Raw genomic sequence first — 18,600 nt, 5'->3', positions numbered from 1 at the left:
GGATGGGTACTAACCAAGGGGGCGTAATCTATGGACAAGCGTGACCGGTGGCGCCAGGATACCGACCTTCATTTCGCGTGGATCGGCCCCTTGGTCTTGGCATCGGCATCGCTCCAATAGTCCTCGCCCTGCAGCCGGCGATCGCCCTGGATGGTGTAGGTGATGAAGCCTTGCTTGAATACCAGGGCGCCGTCGCTGCGCTTGGCCTTGACCCGCTTGCCGTTGACCCAGACTTGCTCCTTGGCGTCGATGCGGATGGTGGCTACCGTCGCGCCACCCTTCGCCTTGGCCACCCAGTTACCGGCATAGGGCGTCTTGCTCGCGGCGGCGCCGGTCGCGGCCGGAGCACCCGTCCCAAACCCGGCCTTGGCGTTTTCTTTTTTGGTCTTGTTGATGTCGCAGCCTTGCAACTCGCTGGCCTGGGTGCAGCCGGAGCGTTCGAGCTGCTTGGCGTAGTTGGCGTTGATCGCCGGCGCGGAGGTCGCGACCAGCAAGGACACGGCGGCGGCAATGAGGGGTAATGCCTTTCTACTCATGATGAACTCCTGAAGAGGGGGGTTGGACAAGCGGATTGGCTACTTGGGGATAGGCAACCCAACCGCGCGGCGGTGGGAGTGCGGGGCACGATATCCAGTCAGGCAGGATTAAGCAAGACTCGGCCTTGGCCGAGTGCGGATCAGACTGCAGGGGGCCGTGATGCCAAGCTGGGGTGAGGGCCCCGCTCATGAGATGAGCCTACAAGCGGCCGATGCGGCCAGATTTGCCGGGGCGCCACCGGGGGACTCAAGATTGATACCTGCGGGGGTCCGACCACCCCGGTGGCTCACCAGGGTCCGCGCTCCCGCTTGTCGTGAATGCGACAGCCAATTCCCGCTCATAAACTATAAGTTCTAAATATCAATCAGATATAAATTGGCACGCCCCCTGCTTAGGTTAGTACAAACCTAATTGAGGGTCCCCATGAAACAGCAACAGATCGCCGCCCTGCTCGACGAGCCGGCCTGCGCCCACAACAGCAAGGCCAAGTCGGGCTGCGCCAAGACCAAGCCGGGGGCGACGGCGGGCGGCTGTGCCTTCGACGGGGCCCAGATCGCCCTCCTGCCCATCGCCGACGTGGCCCACATCGTCCATGGCTCCATCGCCTGCGCGGGTAGTTCCTGGGACAACCGGGGCACCCGGTCCTCGGGTCCCGCCCTCTACAGGATCGGCATGACCACGGACCTGACCGAGCAGGACGTGATCATGGGCCGGGGCGAGAAGCGCCTCTTCCACGCCATCAAGCAGGCCATCGACACCTATCGGCCGGCGGCGGTCTTTGTTTACAACACCTGTATCCCGGCCCTGATCGGCGACGACATAGAGGCGGTGTGCAAGGAGGCCGCCAGCCGCTGGGGGACGCCGGTGGTGCCCGTGGACGCGGCGGGCTTCTACGGCACCAAGAACCTGGGCAATCGCATCGCCGGGGAGGCGATGGTGAAATATGTCTGCGGGACCCGGGAGCCCGACCCCCTGCCCGCGGGCAGCGAGCGGGCGGGTTTCAAGGTCCACGACGTGGCCCTGATCGGTGAATACAACATCGCCGGCGAGTTCTGGCACCTCCTGCCGCTTCTCGATGAGTTGGGCCTGCGGGTTCTGGGCAACCTCTCGGGCGACGCCCGCTTCCGGGAGGTGCAGACCCTGCACCGTTCGGCGGTCAATATGATGGTCTGCTCCAAGGCCATGATCAATGTCGCCCGCCTGCTCCAGGAGCGCTACGGCACGCCTTGGTTCGAGGGCAGCTTCTATGGGGTGGCCGATGTCTCCCAGGCCTTGCGGGACTTCGCCCGCATCATCGGCGACCCGGACCTGACCGCCCGCACCGAGGCCGTCATCGCGCGGGAGGAGCTGGCCATCCACCGCCAACTCGCACCCTGGCGGGCCCGGCTCCAGGGCCGCAAGGTCTTGCTCTACACGGGTGGCGTCAAATCCTGGTCCATCGTCTCGGCCTTGCAAGACCTCGGCATGGTGGTGGTCGCCACCGGCACCCGTAAGTCCACGGAGGATGACAAGGCCCGTATCCGCGCCCTGATGGGCAAGGACGCCGTCATGATCGATGATGGCAACCCCCGGGGACTCATCAATATCGTCCGTGACCAGGGGGTGGATGTCCTCATCGCCGGCGGGCGCAACCTGTACACGGCCTTGAAGGCGCGCATCCCCTTCCTGGATATCAATCAGGAACGCGACTTCGCCTACGCGGGTTATGGCGGCATGCTGGAGTTGGCCCGGCAACTCTGTCTCACCATAGAGAGCCCGGTATGGTCAGCGGCGCGTCAGCCGGCGCCCTGGTATCGCCCCCCGGATGCCCCGGCCAACGCCGGGCCCGCGAGGGTGCCCGTGGCTGGGGCCCACGCCACGCCCGCCGCCGCTGAGGCCCATCGGGGCTTCTCCCCGGTGGATGAGCATCTTCCTAAGCCCATAACGCCGGCTCAACCCGAGATCCTCAAGCGCGCCAAGGCCCTGTCGGTCAGTCCTCTCAAGGCCAGCGCCACCCTAGGCGCGGCCCTGGCCTTTCTGGGGTTCCGCCGCGCCATTCCCATGCTCCACGGCTCCCAGGGTTGTACCGCCTTCGGCAAGGTCTTCTTCGTCCGCCACTTTCGCGAACCTATCCCCTTGCAGACCACCGCCATCGAACAGGTCAGCGCCATCATGGGGTCGGAGGACCATCTGGTGGAGGGGCTGCGCGTCATCTGCGAAAAGAATGCCCCCGATCTCATTGGGGTGCCCACCACCGGCCTGGTGGAGACCCAGGGCTGCGATATCCGTATGGCGGTCAAGAACTTCCGGTCCCAGTATCCCCAGTACGCGCGGATCGCCGTGGTCCCGGTCGCCACCCCGGACTTCACGGGCTCCCTGGAATCCGGCTACGCCCTGGCCACCCAGGCCATCATCGATTGGCTGGTGCCCACCCAGGAGGCCATCGGGACCCAAGCCGGCCAACCCTCTCCCCCGACCTCGCGGGGGGGAGAGGGTCGAGCAGCCGCTGCAAGTCAACGTACTGGCGGGTTCACACCTCACCCCCGGCGATCTGGAACACCTCAAGGGGCTGATCGAGGCCTTCGGCCTCCAGCCGGTGGTCCTGCCCGATCTGTCGGATTCCCTGGATGGTCACCTGCCCGAGGAGGACTTCAGCCCCCTGACCCTGGGTGGCGCCTCGGTCGGGGCGCTGGCAACCCTCAAGGACGCGGTGGAGACCCTGGTGATCGGGGGCTCCATGAACCCAGCGGCGGATCTGCTCCAGGCTCGCACCGGGGTCCCTGACTATCGTCTCCCGCATCTCATGGGGCTGGAGGCGGTCGATGCCCTGGTGACGATCCTGGCGAACATCGCCGCGCGACCGGTCCCCTCGTCCCTGGAGCGGCAACGCGCCCAACTCCAGGACGCCATGCTGGATTGCCATTTCCTGCTGGGCCAGTCCCGCTTTGCCATCGCCGCCGAACCGGACCTCCTAGTCGGCTTCAGCCAACTCCTCGCCGGCGTTGGGGCCGAGACGGTGGCGGCGGTAGCCCCCATCAATGCCCCCTCCCTGGCGGCGGCGCGGTGCGCGCGGGTGAGGATCGGTGACCTGGAGGACCTGGAACAGGCCGCCCGCGCCGGGTCCGCCGAGCTGGTGATCGGCAACGCCCACGCGGCCCCGACCGCGGAGCGGCTGGGCGTGCCCCTGATCCGTGCCGGTTTCCCCCAATACGATCGGCTGGGCGGCTACCAACGCACCTGGATCGGCTATCAAGGTACGCGGGCCACCCTGTTCGATCTGGCCAACCAGTTGCTCAAGCTGGAGCGTGGGGAGGTCCATCCCTATCGCTCCCGCCTGTCGCCACGGGGCGAGGCGCCGGGCCCTGGCCAGGACCATGCCGCCTGAAGCCGTGGCCAGGCCAGGGCCTCACACCGGGCCGTGGCGAGCGCCGGCCCAGGGTATCGGGAGAGGGAGATGCGACTGACACGACGACTTAAGCTCATGACCCTGGGAGGCGATGCAATGGAGATCGAGACGGCGATCCGGGTGGCCTTTGCCAGCTCGGACAGGCAGCGGGTGGACCAGCACTTCGGGGCGGCGGTGGCCTTCGTCATCCATGCCATTGACAGCCATCGCTCCAGCCTGGTGGAGGTGGTGCAATTCGGGCCACTCCATCAGGACGGCAACGAGGACAAGTTGTCCGTCAAGATCGCCGCCCTGGAGGGCTGTGCCGCGGTTTACTGCGAGGCGATCGGGACCTCCGCCGTCAACCAATTGCGGGTCGCGGGCGTCCAGCCCCTGAAGGTCTCGCCCGGAACCCCGATAGCGGAGATCGTGACCGGGCTGCGGCGGGAGTTGCGGTCCGGACCCAGCGCCTGGCTGGCGCGGGCCGTCGGCGCCCAGCGGGGCCGGGATACGAGCCGCTTCGACGCCATGGTGGCCGAGGGGTGGCGCGAATGAAGCTGGCCTCCCCTGCCGCGACGGCACCTCGGACAGGAGGGCGCCACGCCGCGCCGCGGGCCACCTCCCCAGGCTGGGTGGGGGAAGGCTCATGATCGAGGAAACCGCGGTCGTGGTCGCCCATGAGCCCGGTATTGCCTGGGTCGAGACGAGCCGCCGTAACGCCTGTGGCGCCTGCCATCAGAGCGCGGGCTGTGGCGGCGCCCTCCTGAGCCGGCTCTTTGCCCCAGGCGCCAATCGACTGGCCCTGGAGGATCGCCTCGGGGTCGCGATCGGCGAGCGGGTGGTGATCGGCATCCCGGACAGCCTCCTGGTGCGCGCCGCCTTGATCGCCTACTTCCTGCCGCTGCTGACCCTGGTCCTGGGCGCGGTACTGGCCGAAGGGTGGCAACTGGCGGAGATCGAGGTGGCCCTGACGGGCATCGCGGGGCTCGGCGTCGGCATCTGGCTCACGGGTCATCTGACCGGTGGCGCTCAGGGGCGCCAGCGCTACCGCCCTCTCCTGCTGCGCCGCGAGCCCGGGACCCTTCCCATCCACTGCGCTTCCAGTACCGCGCCCCGCGCGGCAACCCCCACCACGAGACAACCCAACCCAGAGGTACCCAGATGAATACGACACTTGCCGAAGCCGGGACCGAGGACCCGGTCCTCTCCACGCTTTTCGCCAAGGAGATGGTGCGCCAGATGCGCGCCCTCGACAGTTATGGCACCTGCGACAGCTGGTCGGCGGCCGAGATTTTGGAACCCTTCATCCTGACCCCGGAAAAAAAGCGCGCCATCCCCCTGGTGGGGGACCCGGATGAAATCGTCATCGCCCGGGTCAAGGCCTTCTTCAACGCCATCGCGGCCCTCATCGAACAGGAGTGCGGGCTCATGGCGGTGCCCCTGGTCAATCTCAGCCACGAGGGCTTTGGCCGCGCCATCATCACCGTCGGCAAGCTGGTGGTCATGGATCGCACCCTGCGCGATGTCCACCGCTTTGGCTTCCCGTCCCTCTCCAAGATGAAGGACGAGGCCGACAAGATCCTGTCGGTGGCCCTGGAGATCATTGGCCTTTACCCGCGGGTCGCGGGGCTGTAAGGGCATTGCCAAGCGAGGTATGCGACATGAGCACGGTTACGGGCATTACACGGGGCGGGGCCTTCTGGACCCCGGCCTTCGTTACCGACCTGGACCAGGTCCGCTGCATCGGCTGCGGGCGCTGCTATAAGGTCTGCCCACGCGATGTCTTCGAGCTGGTCGATCGCGACGACCTGGATCTGGAGGACATGGCGATGGACGATGACAGCGATGACGATTTCGAGGAGGCCCCCGGCATGGTCATGAATCTCAAGGACCTGCTGGACTGCATTGGCTGCCAGGCCTGCGCCCGGGTCTGTCCCAAGAAATGCCTGAGCCACGAGCCCCTGCCCCTGGCGGCCTAGCCCGGCGGGTGGAAGCGACTCGGCCAACCACGCCATGGAGGACATCGGAATGTCACAAACACTGATCGAGCTGGTGCGGGGCATCGAGAGGGGCGAGATCATCCCCTTTTTAGGCCCCGGGGCCTTGGCCGGGGTCGTCGACCCTCTGAGCCAGGAACACATCCCCGCGGATAGCGACAGCCTCATCATCGGGCTCAACAATGGCCGCCCCATGTCGCCCCGACTCATGTGGGAATTTTCCAGGGCTGCCATGAACGTGGAGCTCAAACGGGGGCGCGGCGCCGTGCAGCGCTTCCTGGATCAGACTTACGGGCAGCGGACCTGGACGCGCGCGCCCCTGCATGACTGGCTGAAGTCCCTGGCGCTACCCTATGTGATTGATCTCAATCGGGATACCCAGCTCCAGGATTCCCACGCGAAGCGGCCCCATACGCTGGTGCGGGGTATCGCCAGGACGGGCGGCACCGATTTCCGCTTTCGCATCCATCATTACGATGGCGCCCGCTACCAGGAGGTGACCCAGGAGGTCGTGGTGCCCGGCCTGCCGGTGCTATTCAAGCCCATGGGCAGCCCGCGCCCCGATGCCACCTACATCGCCTCGGACGCGGACTACGTGGACTATCTCACCGAACTCATGGGCGGCTTTGCCATCCCCGCCTCTCTCAAGGCCTATCGCCCCGGCCGCCAATACGCCTTCCTCGGCCTGCGCCTGCTGCGCGATACCGAACGCATGCTGCTGTCGGATATCACCTATGGGTCGGGATCGCCCCGAGGCTGGGCACTGATCCCCGAGCCGACGGCCAAGGAGCGCCGCTTCTGCGCGGGAAAAGACATTGAGATCATCACGGCGGCCATACCCGACCTGCTCGCCGCGGCGGGTTGCGATGCGTGATGTGGGACATGACGCAGTTGGCCGCCACACCGCCCTCACCGGCCCGCGGGAGTCCTGATCGTCATCAGGCGCAGATCGGTGACCAACTCCCGAGGCTCGCCCACCCGAATACGCGCAAAGTCCGGATGGAGGGGGTTGAGCAGGTAGTTCGTCTCGACGGGAACCACCGCGCTGGGCACCGCTAGCAGGGGCGTGGTCAGCCCGGTGGCCCAGGCGGTCCCAAGGGCCTGGAGAGAGGCCAAGGCCACCGGGGCCCGCCAATCGGGAGGAAGCTGTTCGGGAGTGACCCGCCCCATGGGCAAGTCCCCGGGGATCTCCGCCGGGATCATGAAGTACCGGGCCCTCAGGGGCTCATCTTGTACGAGCATCTCCAGCATCGCCAGGGATTGGCTGCCAGCGGTGTAAACCAGCGGGATACCCTTGCGGTTCCAGCGCCCCCCGTAGCGCCTGGCCCCCTCGCCGGAGAAGGCGCTGTCGGCAAAGCGCGCGGTCACGATTCGCCAGACTGTCAGCATCAGGCGAAGATACCTTGCTCGATCCGTCCCAGGGTATCCATGACCCCTTCGGCGCCGATATCGGTGTCGAGCAGGCTCAGGGGGGTAACGCCGCCGAGGGCGGCATTGGCCGACTGGAGCCAGTGGATGGCCGCCTCCAGGTCCTCGAAGACCTCCTCGCCGCGGGCCACCACGCGGGCCAGGCGGATCAACCGGGACGACTCCTCGCTGTTGAGCCGACCCTCGCGCTTGCGTCGGGCCAGGGTCCGCTCGGGAATTCCCACCGCGGCGGCCAGCTCGGACCGGGACAGGTGGGTGAGCCGGGTCAGGGCGTCGATCGCGGACGCAGGGATGCCGAGGCGAATGAGGGTTATCCAATCAAGTGCCGAGCGGGGTATCGTGGCCAGGACAGGCTGGCCGCCGAGCAGGTCGTCAATCGCAAGCGAAGAGGGTGCGGTTGGGGCAGCGGCGGGGTACATGGGCGAGCTCCAGAATTGCCAGATGGCAGTCATTATAGTAAAAAATGGCAGCACCTGTCCGCCAGGCTTCGCCCCACGGCTTCGTTACTTCGACAAGGGGTAGCCTTCCTTCATCTGTCCCAGCCGAGTTCTCGGCCCTTGGGCGCGACCCTCAAGAGGGCACTGGCCTGTTCCCGGCAGGACTCCCTGATCCGGGGGTCCAGGGCGGCAAGCCAACGTCTGGGGATGGCCTCCCGGCCGTAAAGGGCGCCGGCGATCATGCCGAGGATGGCCCCTGTGGTATCCGCATCCCCGCCCCGGTTGACCACGTCGATCAGGGCGGTCTCGAAGTCAGGGGTGCCGAACAACGCCTGGAAGACCGCTTGCAGGGTCTCGACGATATAGCCGCCCGGGTTTTCCATCGGCTGGTGGTCGTAACGGTATCTTGGCTCCCGATCCACCAGGGCCTCCGCCAATAATTTCAGCTCGGCCAGGTCCCCGCCCCCCAGGCTGGTCTGGACCATGCGGATCACGGTCAGGGTCCCGGCATCCCCGAGGGGGCTGTGATGGGTGGTGTGGGATTGGATCTGGTTGGCCTCGGCCACTGCGGCTGCGTCCAGTCCCAGGGTACAGAGGGCGATGGGCAGGGCGCGCATGCAGGCGCCATTGCCGGCATCCTGGTCGTTCAGCGGCATCACCGTCTGTCCCGTCTGGCGATAGCGGATGATGCCACGCCGTACCGTGTGACCGATATCCACGGGCTTGCCCCGCATCCAGGCGCTGAAGGACTCGGCGATCGCCCCTGCGTCCACCCTGCCTGCATCGAGGATGGCGCGCCCCAGGGCCAGGCTCATCTCGGTGTCGTCCGTGACCTGGCCCCGCCGCAGCCGCAACCAGCCGCCCCCGCTCAGATGCCGATGCACCCCATGGGCCTGGCGAATCTCCCGGGGCGTCATGAACTCCGTAGTGGCGCCGAGGGCGTCGCCCACGGCCAGCCCCAGGTAGGCGCCCTCGGCCCGGGCACTCAGCCCCGCCGGAATCCCGGCGCGGGCAACCTCAATGATGGGGTGAAAAACAAACATGATAATCGGCGCACACCTCGCAGGACGGGGCGAGGCAGGCATGAATACCCTCGGCCTCGCACAATTGCTTGTAGAGGAAACGCTTCCATTTCATATCCCGGACATTGCGGGCGGCGAGGGTCGGGAAGTTGCGGCGCATGAGTTCGGTCAATTCCGGGCGCCTTCTCAGGCCCAGGTCTTCCCAGAGGTGATCGCCGCCCATGCAACCGGCCGCCACCACGGCGGCCATCCAGACCTCCGAGGGTGAACCGCCGGCGCGGTGCGCAAGCATGAGGTCGATCAAATCCTGGCGTTCCGCTTGACGCGGGTCGGGGCACGGCCGCCACCCGGGACCGCGGGTGGCCAATCCCTTCAGGACCAGGGGCAGGGCCAGCGATCCCAGGCCTGGGAAATGGCAGTCCAGCAGGCGCAGGCAGGTCAGGCGCTCCAGGCCAAGCCAGGGCGGCAGGGCACCCCCGCCCGCCCCCCGGGTGGCGATCATGGCGGCAAAGGCCCCGTCATTGCCCATCCCCGTCGCCTGAGTCATGAGCCGGGCATAAAGGTCATCAATCCCGATCGCCAGAGGCAGTGCCTCCGGCCATAGCTGGCAACCCGAGCGGGGCGCCGGCAAGGACGAGGTAGACGACAAGGCCCACATCTCAATAGGCCACCAGGATATCTTCATCCCGCACGATCATCTGGCAGGCCAGACGCCATTCGGTGGGGATGTCGTCCACCGCCATCCGTTCGATATCGTCCGGGGTGATCTTGCCGAGTTCGCGCAGGACCGTTTTTTCCTTATCCGTGAGGGGTCCGCCCATCCGCTGATTCTTATGGTCCACGCTGGTGACGTGGACCAGACAGTTGCCACATTCACCGTCCTGACAGTCATGATGAACCGGGACCTTGTGCTCCTTGGCGATCTTGAGCAGGGTCTCGGTGTGGCTTCCCGCCACGGCATAAACCGTTTTATCCTTGTAATCGGGGCTCGAAAAGGTCACGAGAGCCATGGGTGCTTCTCCACAATCGCTGGGTTAGGGTTAATCGACGTCGTCAAGCAGGCTTGACCTTACAATCGCCAAGGACCTGGGCCTGGCAAGCCAGCCGATCGTGGCGGCTCGCCATGTTTTCGCGCAGAACCTTCTCCTCAAGCACCGAGGGCTCGGTGAGATTATTCCAACCTTCAAGGACATGCATCATGCAGGTACCGCAATCGCCCTCGCGGCACCCGTAGATGATCCCGGCCCCGATCTTCTCGGAGATCTCGATCACCCGGGTACCCGCCGGGACATTGACGGTCTGACGGATATCATCGAAGGTAACTCTGGCTTTTGGCATAGTTCGGGACTCCTGATTGACTGATTAAAATAGAAAAATATCGCGTGCCCCGGTCCATGACGAAGACCGGTTCCGGTAGGGGGACAGGTCATGTTCCGCGCCTGGGCGGTGATCCTGGGTGGCACCCATCAGAGGTCAGCCATCTCGATCACCCGCTCCGCACCCTCGCCCAGCAGGGCCAGCGCGAGCCCATGACCGAAGTCGCGACACGCATCGAGTTCCTCGTCGGTGGGGATGAGCTTGATTCGCAGGCCGGCTACCGGCACCCGCATCTTCAGCCCCCGCATCCGATCCTCGATCATGCGGACCGCCTCGCCGCTCCATCCGAAGGAGCCGAAGGCCGCCCCCAGCTTGCCCTGGAGATTGACCACCGCCAGGGAGGACAGCAGATCCCACACGGGTTTCACCGCATCGCCGTTGATGGTGGGGGAGCCAAAGACGATGGCATCCGCCTCCTCGATCAGATCCACGAAGGGTGCCGTCTCGCCGCCCGCCAGGTCATAGAGGGAGACGCGGACCCCGGGCTCCTCCTCCGCCCCGGCTTGCACCGCCTCGGCCATACGCGCGGTACTGCCGTAGGCACTCATGTAGAAGATGCACAGCGACAGCTCCTCGTTGCCGATGCGCTCGGCAAGGCTGGAAGTGGACAGCTCCCGATAGTGCGTGACGTAGCGTCGGGGCCGGTCCCGCAGGATAGGGCCATGGGTCGGTGCGATCAGGTTGAGCCGCAGGGGCTCGATCAACTTGAGAGCCGTGATCACATGGGCCTTGAAGGGCCGCATGATGTGGGCGTAGTAGTAGTCGAAGGAAAAGCGAAAGTCCCCGACCCGATCGTTAAAGAGCCGGCTGTCGCAATAGTGACAACCGAAGATATCTCCGGAGAACAAGACCCCCTCCTCCACCAGATAGGTGCACTGGGTATCGGGCCAGTGCAGAAAGGGGGTATGGAGGAACCGCAGGGTGCGGTTGCCCAGAGAGACCTCGTCCCCGGTGCCGACCGTCTGGTACTCCAGGGGCCGGTCCGTGGCCTTGGGCTTCAGCAAGGCCTTGAGCATGGCGGTGGCGCGGGTGGAGATATAGAGGCGCGCCTGGGGGGCGCGGCGCATCAACTCCGGCAGCGCCCCGCTGTGATCCGGTTCCAGGTGGTTGAGCACGATGACCCGGATCTCCGCGTAATCCGCGACGGACTCCAGGCGCCGAAAAAACTCCGCCGCGAACTCCAGCTTGACCGTATCCACCACGGCCACCCCCTCATCCCCCCGCACCAGGAAGGCGTTGTAGCTGGTCCCGTTGGCGGTGCGCAGGATGATGTCGAAGGTGCGCAGGGTCGGGTCCATGGCGCCGATCCAGTGGACACCGGGGGCGACCTCGACCGCGCCGGGGAGATTGGCCGGGAGCGGCGCCGGGGCCCAGACGGGTTCCGGGGTAACCATGGCTTAACGAGCCCCGATCTCGGCCCGGGTCGCGGCCCGGCGCTCGGGAGGGATGCCGGTCAGCGAACCGGGCGAATTCAGGGGGATGCCCACGGCATAGAGAATGACCCCTCGACCGGGCAGATACTGGCACACTGGGGATCGGCATAGTGGCCCTCGCACTCGTTGCAACGCCAGGAATCGATCAGGAAGTGCGGCTTGACCGCGAGTATGGCCTGGCTGGGACAGAGGGGCAGGCAGGCCCAGCAGTTCACGCAACCTTCGACGATTTGAAAAGCCATGGCTATTAACCTCCTGGGAGAATTCAGGCGCGCCGCCGCGCCCGCTCGGGACTGGGCATCGCCAACCGCCCCGCTGCGACCCATTCCTGGTACAGGCTGGCCACCGCCTGCTCGATGGGCTCCAGGGCGTGCTCGCCGTTCGGGGTGATGCCCGCCGCCTCCAGTTGGCCCCAGGGTTCAAACCCGATCCGGGAGCAGAGCACCGCCTCGCAGCCGGACAGGGCGCGGAGGGTATCCCCCAGGACCCAATCCAGCTCGCCACAGTCGTCGGGACCGCTGCAATAGGCCCCCACCTTGCGCACGCCGACGAAGCGCACCTCCCGGGCACTGGCCTCGTAGACGAGGAACTCGCGGGCCTGGCCGAAGTGCTGATTAATCAGCCCGCCGCCGCTGGTCGCCACCGCCATCAGGACCGGGCGCGTCTCCCGCCTGACCCGCTGGATGGCGGTCGGCGCGATCAGGATCTCGCCCCGGCCCGGGGGCTGGGCCGCGGCCGCGCGCTGGGCCTCGATGTCGGCATGGACCTGGCGCCGCCGCGCCATGGCCTGGGGGTAATCGATCTCCAGGGTCTCGATCTTGTCCAGGCTGAATTCGGCCCCCCGGTCCTCGCCCAGCATCCCCACCGCGTCGGCCCGGCACTGACGACAGTGACGCATCATGGCCATGTCGCCGGCGCAGGCATCCTGGAGTTGCTGGAGTTCGTCGTGGGTCGGACCGCGCTGGCCCATGAGGCCATAGAAGGTGCCGTGCTCGGGCTCCGCGATCAGGGGCATGACGTTGTGCAGGAAGGCCCCCTTGGCCTTGACCAGCCGGGAGACCTCTTTCAGGTGCTCGTCGTTGACCCCGGGGATCAGCACCGAGTTGACCTTGACCAGGACGCCGCGCGCCACCAGCATCTCCAGGCCCTGTTGCTGCCGTTCGATCAGGATCTCGGCGGCCTTGCGGCCCTTGATCCGGCGGTTCTTCCAGAAGATCCAGGGGTAAATGAGGGCGCCGACATCCGGGTCCACGCAGTTGATGGTGAGGGTGACGTGGTCGATGTTGAGCGCGCACAAATCCTCGACCAGATCTGGCAGGGCCAGCCCATTGGTCGAGACGCAGAGCTTGATGTCGGGGGCCTGCTCGGCGAGGGCCCGGAAGGTGGCCAGGGTGCGCTCGGGATTGGCGAGGGGATCGCCGGGGCCGGCGATGCCCAGCACCGCCATCTGGGGAATGGTGGCCGCCACCGCCAGCACCTTTTTCACCGCCTGGTCGGGGGTCAGGAGTTCCGAAACCACCCCGGGGCGGGACTCGTTGGCACAGTTGTACTTACGATTACAGTAGTGACATTGAATATTGCAGGCCGGGGCCACCGCCACATGCATGCGGGCATAGTGATGATGGGCCTCCTCCGAGTAGCAGGGGTGATTGTGGACCTTGGCGCGGATATGCTCCGGCAGGTGGGAGAGGCCGGCGGATGACCCGCCACAACCGCTCGCTGCACAGCCCTCGGCGGAGGCACCGACCCCGGCGCGGCTCGCGACCTTCAACTCCAACATAGCGCCTCCAGAGATCAGGGGCAGGGTAGCCCCTCGGGATTAAAATGGCTTCTGGAGTCACTACAGCAAGGCCCGTGCCGGACTTACTCCTGGGGAGTTCTGGCCAGGGCGATTTTTGAGATAGATCGCTGATTTTGATATAAATATAAATTATATCCAGCGGGTGGGGCTGGCCTGGAACAGGCCCGTCGCGGGCGAGCCAGACCGCCCGGCAGGGAGGGATGAGCTAGGTATCCAGGGCCGGCTTGTCGTCTATCCGACAGACTCCTGGCCGCCCACTTGTGGGAATGGAAACAGCGGCGGCGCCTGGTCGCCCCTAATCGCGCTCGAACCCATGACTGGTGAACTTCAGGGTCCGGCAGTTCTCGGTCAGGGTCCGCACCACCCGGTCCGGCGCCCCGACGGGCACCTCCGCCTCGATTTCGAGGGTCACGGTGACCCGGGCCCCCACCAGGGCCACGAGATGGGCGATGACCTCCTCGGCGATTCTGCTGGCATCCCGGCCCACGCGGGCCTCATCCAGAGGCACGGTGCCATGAAAGCGCCTCGGCGGAGCAGCTGCCGGCGGCGTGACTGCGGAGGGAGGCACGCGGGGCGGCGTAACGGTGTCAGTCCGCCCTCCGTCCGCGCCATCACCCACCCCCGTCACCAGGCCCGGCGCCGGCGGCACGGCCGCCGCCCGCTCCGCATCCAGTTGCCGGCAGGCCACCTCGGGCCGCACTACCAGCTCGGTGCCCTGGGGATCGGACAGGTTCAGGAGGGTGCCGCCGCGCAGCCCCCGGTAGCGGCCAGCGGCCTCGTCGTAACTGTCGGCCAGGCCGAAGCTGTCCTGGGTCCAGGTCAGCAGATTGAGGCCAGCACCCAGGGCTCCCAGGAGCACGCCGGGCTCCTTGAGGCGAGGCAGGTAGAGGTAGGAGGCGAAATAGGCCACCAACTGCCGCACGGACACATGATCCCCCTGCCAGAGGGGAATCTTGTCCAGTTCCATTTTCAGGCGGCTGGCGCCAAAGCTGGTCAGAAAAAGTTCGTCGGAACGCAGCTTCTTGCTGGCCCGCACCGCCAGGGCGTCGGTCCCGGACAACCGCAGGGCCTCCCAGACGATGGGGGCCTGGGGCGTCGCCTGCCCCGGCACCAGCAGCCACAGATAGGTCTCCGGCAGCCGGGCGGTCACGGTGCCATCGGCGGCGGTCCGCTGGGTCTCGGCCTGGGTCACCTGAAAGGGCGACAGGTTGAGATCCTTCTGTTCGGCCAGGATCGACACCCAGGCCAGATACTTGCGCGCGGCCTCGTCCAGGTCCTGTAAGCGGGTCCTGTCCGCCGCCAGGAAGACCAGGGTGTTGCGATAGAGACGGGGCGTGTTGCCGCGCGACTCCAGGATGGATTTGGCCGCCAACTCCGCCGGGCTGTTGGTCTCCTTGCTGTAAGGATCCCCGATGCCCAGCAACACCAGGCGGGCGTCCAGGTCATCCGGCACATCGGCGCCGCTCTGGGGCAGCGGGTGGATACGGGCGAAGTCACCCATGCGCATGAGATCCTTGCGCAGGCGCTGCTCCAGCTCATGCGCGACCTTGTCCGGCTCGCGTTTCAACTGCTCGGCGCGGTCCTCGGCCAGCTTGGTCACGGTCGGCTGAGTCGAGTACCAATAGTGCGGGCCGTCCTGATACAGATAAGTCGCGGCGCTCGCCATGCGACGCAGGGCATCGCCGAACACGGCGGGGGATTCTCCAGGCATGACGCACCCGAGCTTCACCCGCCGGTCCTCAATGCCCTTGTGCGCGGCGGCCGTGGTCGGCGCCGAGCCCAGGTAAATGGTGCGCGCCACCCGCCGGCAAGCCGAGAGCTTCCCCAGGTTGGGCAAGGCACTGTCCAACTTCAGCGGTAAGGAATTCGGCCCGTCCACGTCCTTCTCGATCACCGGCACCCAGTTGTCCGACAGATAGCGCGTCAGCTCCGACTGCACGCGTGGATCATCGATCGAGACATTGGCCGGCAGGATCAGCGGATTGCGGTCGCCCTTCTCCCACAGGCTATGGATAACCGCCGCCATTAGCCGCAGGACGCCGCGCGTGCGCTGGAATTTCACCAGGGTGGACCAGTCGGTATAGAGCCGGTCGAAGATCTCCGGGTGGATCGGATAGGCGGCCTTGAGGCGGCCCTCGTAGTCCGAGTCGCGACACTCGGGCGGAAACTCCGCCTGCTGGTTCCGGTAGAAGTCGGCGAAGGCCCGCGCCACCACGTCGCGATCCTTGAACTGGGCCGGGTCGGACAGGGGCTGGAAGAGGCGGCGCCGGACGATCTCGAAGCCTTCCTCGGCGCTGGCCGGCCGCCAGGAGGACTCCACCCGCCCCACCACGTTGCGCAGCCGGTCCAGGGCCTCCCGCCCGCGGGTGCCGCCGACCTCCACGTCATCCGCGTGGGACCGGCCCGAGGTATCCGAGGCCGGCAGACTGATGACCAGCAGGCAATGCTTCGCCAACTTGGCCGATTCGGTCAGCACCTGGGCGAAGGTGAATTGGGTCTCGAAGCCACCCGCCGGCAGGTCGCTCTGGTCGTGGAGCTGGCGGGCGTAGGCCACCCACTCGTCCACCAGGATCAGGCAGGGGCCGTAGTCATTGAACAGCTCGCGCAGCACATCGCCGGGGCTGGTGGCCTGCTCGTCGTCGGCCCGCACCCGGGCGAAGGCTGGCGGGCCGCCCAGTTGCCAGGCCAGTTCCCCCCAGAGGGTGCGGATCACGGTGCCGTCCGGCTTGACGCTCGGGTTGCCGGGCGAAATCTTGTTGCCCACCAGGACCACGCGCCGGGCCGTCGGCACCGCATGGGTCCCGGCGGCGGCCATCACCGCATCGATGCCCGCCAGCTCGGTCGGCGCGATGCCAGAGAAGAGGTGATAGAGCGCCAGCATCGAATGCGTCTTGCCGCCGCCGAAGTTGGTCTGCAACTGGATGACCGGATCGCCACCGGCCGCCGTGGCCAAGGGCGCCAACCGCCGCACGGCCCCCACCAGCATCCCTTTGAGGCTCTCGGTGAGGTAGGTCCGGCGGAAGAACTCCACGGGATCGCGGTACTCCGGCGTGCCCTCGCCCAGATGCACCTGCCACAAGTCGGCGGCGAATTCGGCCTGCTGGTAGCGGCCGCTGGCCACGTCCTCATGCGGCATCACCACCTCGCGCCAGGGCTTGAGGTTACCCGTCACCCCGCTCTCGATCGCCTGGCTGACCGACTTGCGCTTCTCGCCGCGCGCCTGCTCGTCGAAGCGCAGGCGCAGCAGCTCCATCTTCATCCGCTCCACCTCATCGGACTCGGGGGCCGAGACGGCGGACAGCAGGCGCTCGGCGGAATCCAGGGCACGGTAGGCGTCATCGCTGGAGAAGGGCTCCTGGTGGGCCCACTGGTTGCGCCAGGTGCGGATCTCCGACACCAGCCCGCGCTCGGCAAAGCCGAGGATCTGGCGGAAGACCTCGTTCCAGGTCTCCGCCATCAGCTTGAGCAGGGCCGCGCTGTCCCACTCCTCGATACCCTTGTGGGCCAGCATCGGGTCCTCGACGAAGCCCCGCACCTTGGCCATGGACAGGGCATTAGCGGCAATGGCCGCCCTGACCTCCCGGTCAACAAAGGGCCCGAGACCCGCCTTCAGCAGTTCCAGGGCCTTGCCGACCCGCTCGTGGTTGGTGATGGCCATGTTATCGGTACTCGTGGTCCACAACGACAGTAAGTCGGATTAGCGCAGCATAATCCGACAATGCGATCTCGTTATTCATGCCCAACTCCATCGAATGCCAATACACCTTGCCCCCAGTTCTCGGGATACAACCCGACCGTGACAAACCGGCGAAAGCTGGAGTAGGGCCAGTCCCCAGCCGAGGCAACAAGCCCATGCTTCACCGGATTGTAATGAATGTAATCAGCGTGGCGCTCATAATCCGTCTCATCGCGAAGAACATGTTCCCAATATCGATTCTGCCAGACGGCATTATCAACCTCCGTGCCCACATCCGTAGGTCGGGTTAGCGCAGCGTAACCCGACGCCATATCGAGCAAACCCGGATCACAATGCTTGGTAAACCAAGTCTTGATCAGCCGCCACCGAGTAGCAAAATCCGCGTCCCCCGGCGGCAAGGTCCAAATACAATGCAGATGATCAGGAAGGACCACCATCGCATCCACAGCAAAGGGGCGCTTAGCCCGCACGGTTCGAATGGCCTGGCGCAGCACCTCAACGGCGGACTCGGTAGCCAACAGAGGTCTCCGATGGTCCGTCACCACCGTAAAGAAATAGGAACCACCGGGGATCCAGGCGCGTCGGTATTGCATGGCTGACTGGGTGTCGGGTTACGCTTCGCTAACCCGACCTACGCCGCTGCTCGGTGATTGAGGTCTTGCCCGCCCCATTGGGGCCGGCCACGACGATCAAACGCGGCTTCAGGGTCTCGCTCATGTCGGAACCTGATGACGATTGGTAGCGGCGATGGTCTCGCGCAGTCGCCGCATCAACTCCTCGCGTGCATGCTCCGCACGTCGATTCGCCTCGGCGGCCACCGACTTCATCAAGGCATCCAGTTGCTCATCCGTGGGCTCATGCTCGATATCATTCAGGTCAAAATGCTCTGTTGGCATCCTTCGGTCCTCAATTCGTTGTTGCATCGAATATCCGGCGGCAACGCAATCGCGGCCGTGCGCAGCAGCTCGCTCAGCATCACCAGATTATGCGTGCGCGGATAGGCCAGCCCGGCGCCGGAGAGCACCGCCTTGAGCGCCTTCTCCACGGCTTGCTGGGCATGAAAGCCGAGCACCCAGCCAGGCGCTTCCGGATCGGCGCCCAGCTGCCGAACGACATAAAGGTCATCGCGCGCACAGACCAGCAGCGCCAGCGCGTGCTCAAGCAGCCAAGTCATACGCCTGCCCCTCCCGCGCCGCATGCCAGGCCAAGGTGTTGACCACCGTTTTCTGGCGCTCGAAGGCATCCAAGCTCATCACCACCACATCGGCGGGGATCAGGCGCCGACCCAACAGGGTGGCAAGGCGCGCCATCTCCGCGAACCGGTCGGGCACGTCCTCTTCCACCACCAGCAGGTCGAGGTCGCTGTTTGCCCGCGCATCGCCGCGCGCCTGGGAGCCAAACACGATCAGTCGGGTCCCGGCCGGAACCGCCGGCTTGAGACAGGCCAGTGCCTCATCGATCAGATTCATCATTGGGTTCGCCCGGTCGATAGCGACTTGCATGATTT

19 protein-coding genes and 2 pseudogenes are annotated in these 18,600 nt (G+C 66.0%); 6 read left to right on the top strand and 15 right to left on the bottom strand.

The window, feature by feature from the left end; all coding sequences use genetic code 11:
• Positions 1–68 precede the first annotated feature (68 nt).
• Positions 69–536, bottom strand: a complete 468-nt coding sequence (locus IPN92_05070) for a hypothetical protein (protein MBK8637671.1) — start codon at positions 534–536, stop codon at positions 69–71.
• Between the two features lie 424 nt (positions 537–960).
• Between IPN92_05070 and nifE the strand changes: the two are divergent.
• The 6 genes and pseudogenes from nifE (at position 961) to IPN92_05040 (ending at position 6,772) form a co-directional block, all read left to right on the top strand.
• A pseudogene (gene nifE, locus IPN92_05065) lies at positions 961–3,901 on the top strand (nitrogenase iron-molybdenum cofactor biosynthesis protein NifE).
• Positions 3,902–3,970: 69 nt separating this feature from the next.
• Complete coding sequence (locus IPN92_05060) at positions 3,971–4,456, top strand: nitrogen fixation protein NifX (GenBank protein MBK8637670.1); 486 nt, start codon at positions 3,971–3,973, stop codon at positions 4,454–4,456.
• A gap of 91 nt (positions 4,457–4,547) precedes the next feature.
• Positions 4,548–5,066: a SoxR reducing system RseC family protein gene (locus tag IPN92_05055; protein ID MBK8637669.1), complete on the top strand. Its 519-nt coding sequence runs from the start codon at positions 4,548–4,550 to the stop codon at positions 5,064–5,066.
• Positions 5,063–5,536, top strand: coding sequence for a NifX-associated nitrogen fixation protein (locus IPN92_05050; protein ID MBK8637668.1), 474 nt, complete (start codon positions 5,063–5,065; stop codon positions 5,534–5,536). Before IPN92_05055 ends, IPN92_05050 begins: the two co-directional genes overlap by 4 nt.
• A gap of 26 nt (positions 5,537–5,562) precedes the next feature.
• Positions 5,563–5,880 carry a ferredoxin III, nif-specific gene (fdxB, locus tag IPN92_05045; GenBank protein ID MBK8637667.1) on the top strand — a complete coding sequence of 106 codons (318 nt, stop codon included), beginning with the start codon at positions 5,563–5,565 and terminating at the stop codon, positions 5,878–5,880.
• Between the two features lie 49 nt (positions 5,881–5,929).
• A complete protein-coding gene (locus tag IPN92_05040) occupies positions 5,930–6,772 on the top strand; it encodes an SIR2 family protein (protein ID MBK8637666.1) in 843 nt (280 codons plus the stop codon).
• Between the two features lie 35 nt (positions 6,773–6,807).
• Here IPN92_05040 and IPN92_05035 read toward each other — a convergent pair whose 3' ends face one another.
• The 14 genes and pseudogenes from IPN92_05035 to IPN92_04970 form a co-directional block, all read right to left on the bottom strand.
• Positions 6,808–7,287, bottom strand: a complete 480-nt coding sequence (locus IPN92_05035; GenBank protein ID MBK8637665.1) for an RES domain-containing protein — start codon at positions 7,285–7,287, stop codon at positions 6,808–6,810.
• Positions 7,287–7,745: a DUF2384 domain-containing protein gene (locus IPN92_05030; GenBank protein ID MBK8637664.1), complete on the bottom strand. Its 459-nt coding sequence runs from the start codon at positions 7,743–7,745 to the stop codon at positions 7,287–7,289. The genes IPN92_05035 and IPN92_05030 overlap by 1 nt, the downstream gene beginning before the upstream one ends.
• Positions 7,746–7,855: 110 nt before the next feature.
• Entirely contained in the window at positions 7,856–8,806 is a 951-nt protein-coding gene (draG, locus tag IPN92_05025; protein ID MBK8637663.1) for an ADP-ribosyl-[dinitrogen reductase] hydrolase, read from the bottom strand.
• Positions 8,781–9,443 (bottom strand): nitrogen fixation protein NifQ, encoded by a 663-nt coding sequence (locus IPN92_05020; protein MBK8637662.1) that lies wholly within the window; start codon positions 9,441–9,443, stop codon positions 8,781–8,783. The genes draG and IPN92_05020 overlap by 26 nt, the downstream gene beginning before the upstream one ends.
• A gap of 1 nt (position 9,444) precedes the next feature.
• The gene (locus tag IPN92_05015) at positions 9,445–9,795 is read right to left on the bottom strand and encodes a (2Fe-2S)-binding protein (GenBank protein MBK8637661.1); all 351 of its coding nucleotides are present in this window, start codon (positions 9,793–9,795) and stop codon (positions 9,445–9,447) included.
• A 43-nt stretch (positions 9,796–9,838) separates the two neighbouring features.
• A complete protein-coding gene (locus tag IPN92_05010; GenBank protein MBK8637660.1) occupies positions 9,839–10,123 on the bottom strand; it encodes a 2Fe-2S iron-sulfur cluster binding domain-containing protein in 285 nt (94 codons plus the stop codon).
• Positions 10,124–10,251: 128 nt separating this feature from the next.
• A complete protein-coding gene (locus tag IPN92_05005; GenBank protein ID MBK8637659.1) occupies positions 10,252–11,556 on the bottom strand; it encodes an FprA family A-type flavoprotein in 1,305 nt (434 codons plus the stop codon).
• 3 nt (positions 11,557–11,559) lie between these two features.
• Positions 11,560–11,837 (bottom strand): annotated as a pseudogene (locus IPN92_05000) (ferredoxin).
• Positions 11,838–11,860: 23 nt separating this feature from the next.
• Entirely contained in the window at positions 11,861–13,375 is a 1,515-nt protein-coding gene (gene nifB, locus IPN92_04995) for a nitrogenase cofactor biosynthesis protein NifB (GenBank protein ID MBK8637658.1), read from the bottom strand.
• Between the two features lie 316 nt (positions 13,376–13,691).
• Positions 13,692–17,054: a DUF499 domain-containing protein gene (locus IPN92_04990; GenBank protein MBK8637657.1), complete on the bottom strand. Its 3,363-nt coding sequence runs from the start codon at positions 17,052–17,054 to the stop codon at positions 13,692–13,694.
• A gap of 71 nt (positions 17,055–17,125) precedes the next feature.
• Complete coding sequence (locus IPN92_04985; GenBank protein MBK8637656.1) at positions 17,126–17,686, bottom strand: transposase; 561 nt, start codon at positions 17,684–17,686, stop codon at positions 17,126–17,128.
• 120 nt (positions 17,687–17,806) lie between these two features.
• Positions 17,807–17,989 (bottom strand): hypothetical protein, encoded by a 183-nt coding sequence (locus tag IPN92_04980; GenBank protein MBK8637655.1) that lies wholly within the window; start codon positions 17,987–17,989, stop codon positions 17,807–17,809.
• On the bottom strand, positions 17,965–18,267 hold the full coding sequence (locus tag IPN92_04975) for a HEPN domain-containing protein (GenBank protein ID MBK8637654.1): 303 nt from the start codon (positions 18,265–18,267) through the stop codon (positions 17,965–17,967). The genes IPN92_04980 and IPN92_04975 overlap by 25 nt, the downstream gene beginning before the upstream one ends.
• The gene (locus IPN92_04970) at positions 18,251–18,562 is read right to left on the bottom strand and encodes a nucleotidyltransferase domain-containing protein (protein ID MBK8637653.1); all 312 of its coding nucleotides are present in this window, start codon (positions 18,560–18,562) and stop codon (positions 18,251–18,253) included. The genes IPN92_04975 and IPN92_04970 overlap by 17 nt, the downstream gene beginning before the upstream one ends.
• Between the last annotated feature and the right edge of the window lie 38 nt (positions 18,563–18,600).

It is taken from the genome of Chromatiaceae bacterium (genome assembly GCA_016714645.1).
GTDB lineage: Bacteria > Pseudomonadota > Gammaproteobacteria > Chromatiales > Chromatiaceae > M0108.
Note: the sequence above shows the minus strand (reverse complement) of the source record. Positions and strands in the feature narration are given on the sequence as shown.

Excerpts from the sequence above, each read along its gene's own strand:
- IPN92_05070 (MBK8637671.1), bottom strand. The coding sequence starts at position 536 with ATGAGTAGAAAGGCATTACCCCTCATTGCCGCCGCCGTGTCCTTGCTG.
- IPN92_04970 (MBK8637653.1), bottom strand. The coding sequence starts at position 18,562 with ATGAATCTGATCGATGAGGCACTGGCCTGTCTCAAGCCGGCGGTTCCG.
- IPN92_05020 (MBK8637662.1), bottom strand. The coding sequence starts at position 9,443 with ATGTGGGCCTTGTCGTCTACCTCGTCCTTGCCGGCGCCCCGCTCGGGT.
- IPN92_05055 (MBK8637669.1), top strand. The coding sequence starts at position 4,548 with ATGATCGAGGAAACCGCGGTCGTGGTCGCCCATGAGCCCGGTATTGCC.
- IPN92_05010 (MBK8637660.1), bottom strand. The coding sequence starts at position 10,123 with ATGCCAAAAGCCAGAGTTACCTTCGATGATATCCGTCAGACCGTCAAT.
- draG (MBK8637663.1), bottom strand. The coding sequence starts at position 8,806 with ATGTTTGTTTTTCACCCCATCATTGAGGTTGCCCGCGCCGGGATTCCG.
- IPN92_05050 (MBK8637668.1), top strand. The coding sequence starts at position 5,063 with ATGAATACGACACTTGCCGAAGCCGGGACCGAGGACCCGGTCCTCTCC.
- IPN92_05005 (MBK8637659.1), bottom strand. The coding sequence starts at position 11,556 with ATGGTTACCCCGGAACCCGTCTGGGCCCCGGCGCCGCTCCCGGCCAAT.
- IPN92_04985 (MBK8637656.1), bottom strand. The coding sequence starts at position 17,686 with ATGCAATACCGACGCGCCTGGATCCCCGGTGGTTCCTATTTCTTTACG.
- IPN92_05060 (MBK8637670.1), top strand. The coding sequence starts at position 3,971 with ATGCGACTGACACGACGACTTAAGCTCATGACCCTGGGAGGCGATGCA.
- IPN92_05015 (MBK8637661.1), bottom strand. The coding sequence starts at position 9,795 with ATGGCTCTCGTGACCTTTTCGAGCCCCGATTACAAGGATAAAACGGTT.
- nifB (MBK8637658.1), bottom strand. The coding sequence starts at position 13,375 with ATGTTGGAGTTGAAGGTCGCGAGCCGCGCCGGGGTCGGTGCCTCCGCC.
- IPN92_04980 (MBK8637655.1), bottom strand. The coding sequence starts at position 17,989 with ATGCCAACAGAGCATTTTGACCTGAATGATATCGAGCATGAGCCCACG.
- IPN92_05030 (MBK8637664.1), bottom strand. The coding sequence starts at position 7,745 with ATGTACCCCGCCGCTGCCCCAACCGCACCCTCTTCGCTTGCGATTGAC.
- IPN92_05035 (MBK8637665.1), bottom strand. The coding sequence starts at position 7,287 with ATGCTGACAGTCTGGCGAATCGTGACCGCGCGCTTTGCCGACAGCGCC.
- IPN92_05040 (MBK8637666.1), top strand. The coding sequence starts at position 5,930 with ATGTCACAAACACTGATCGAGCTGGTGCGGGGCATCGAGAGGGGCGAG.
- fdxB (MBK8637667.1), top strand. The coding sequence starts at position 5,563 with ATGAGCACGGTTACGGGCATTACACGGGGCGGGGCCTTCTGGACCCCG.
- IPN92_04975 (MBK8637654.1), bottom strand. The coding sequence starts at position 18,267 with ATGACTTGGCTGCTTGAGCACGCGCTGGCGCTGCTGGTCTGTGCGCGC.
- IPN92_04990 (MBK8637657.1), bottom strand. The coding sequence starts at position 17,054 with ATGGCCATCACCAACCACGAGCGGGTCGGCAAGGCCCTGGAACTGCTG.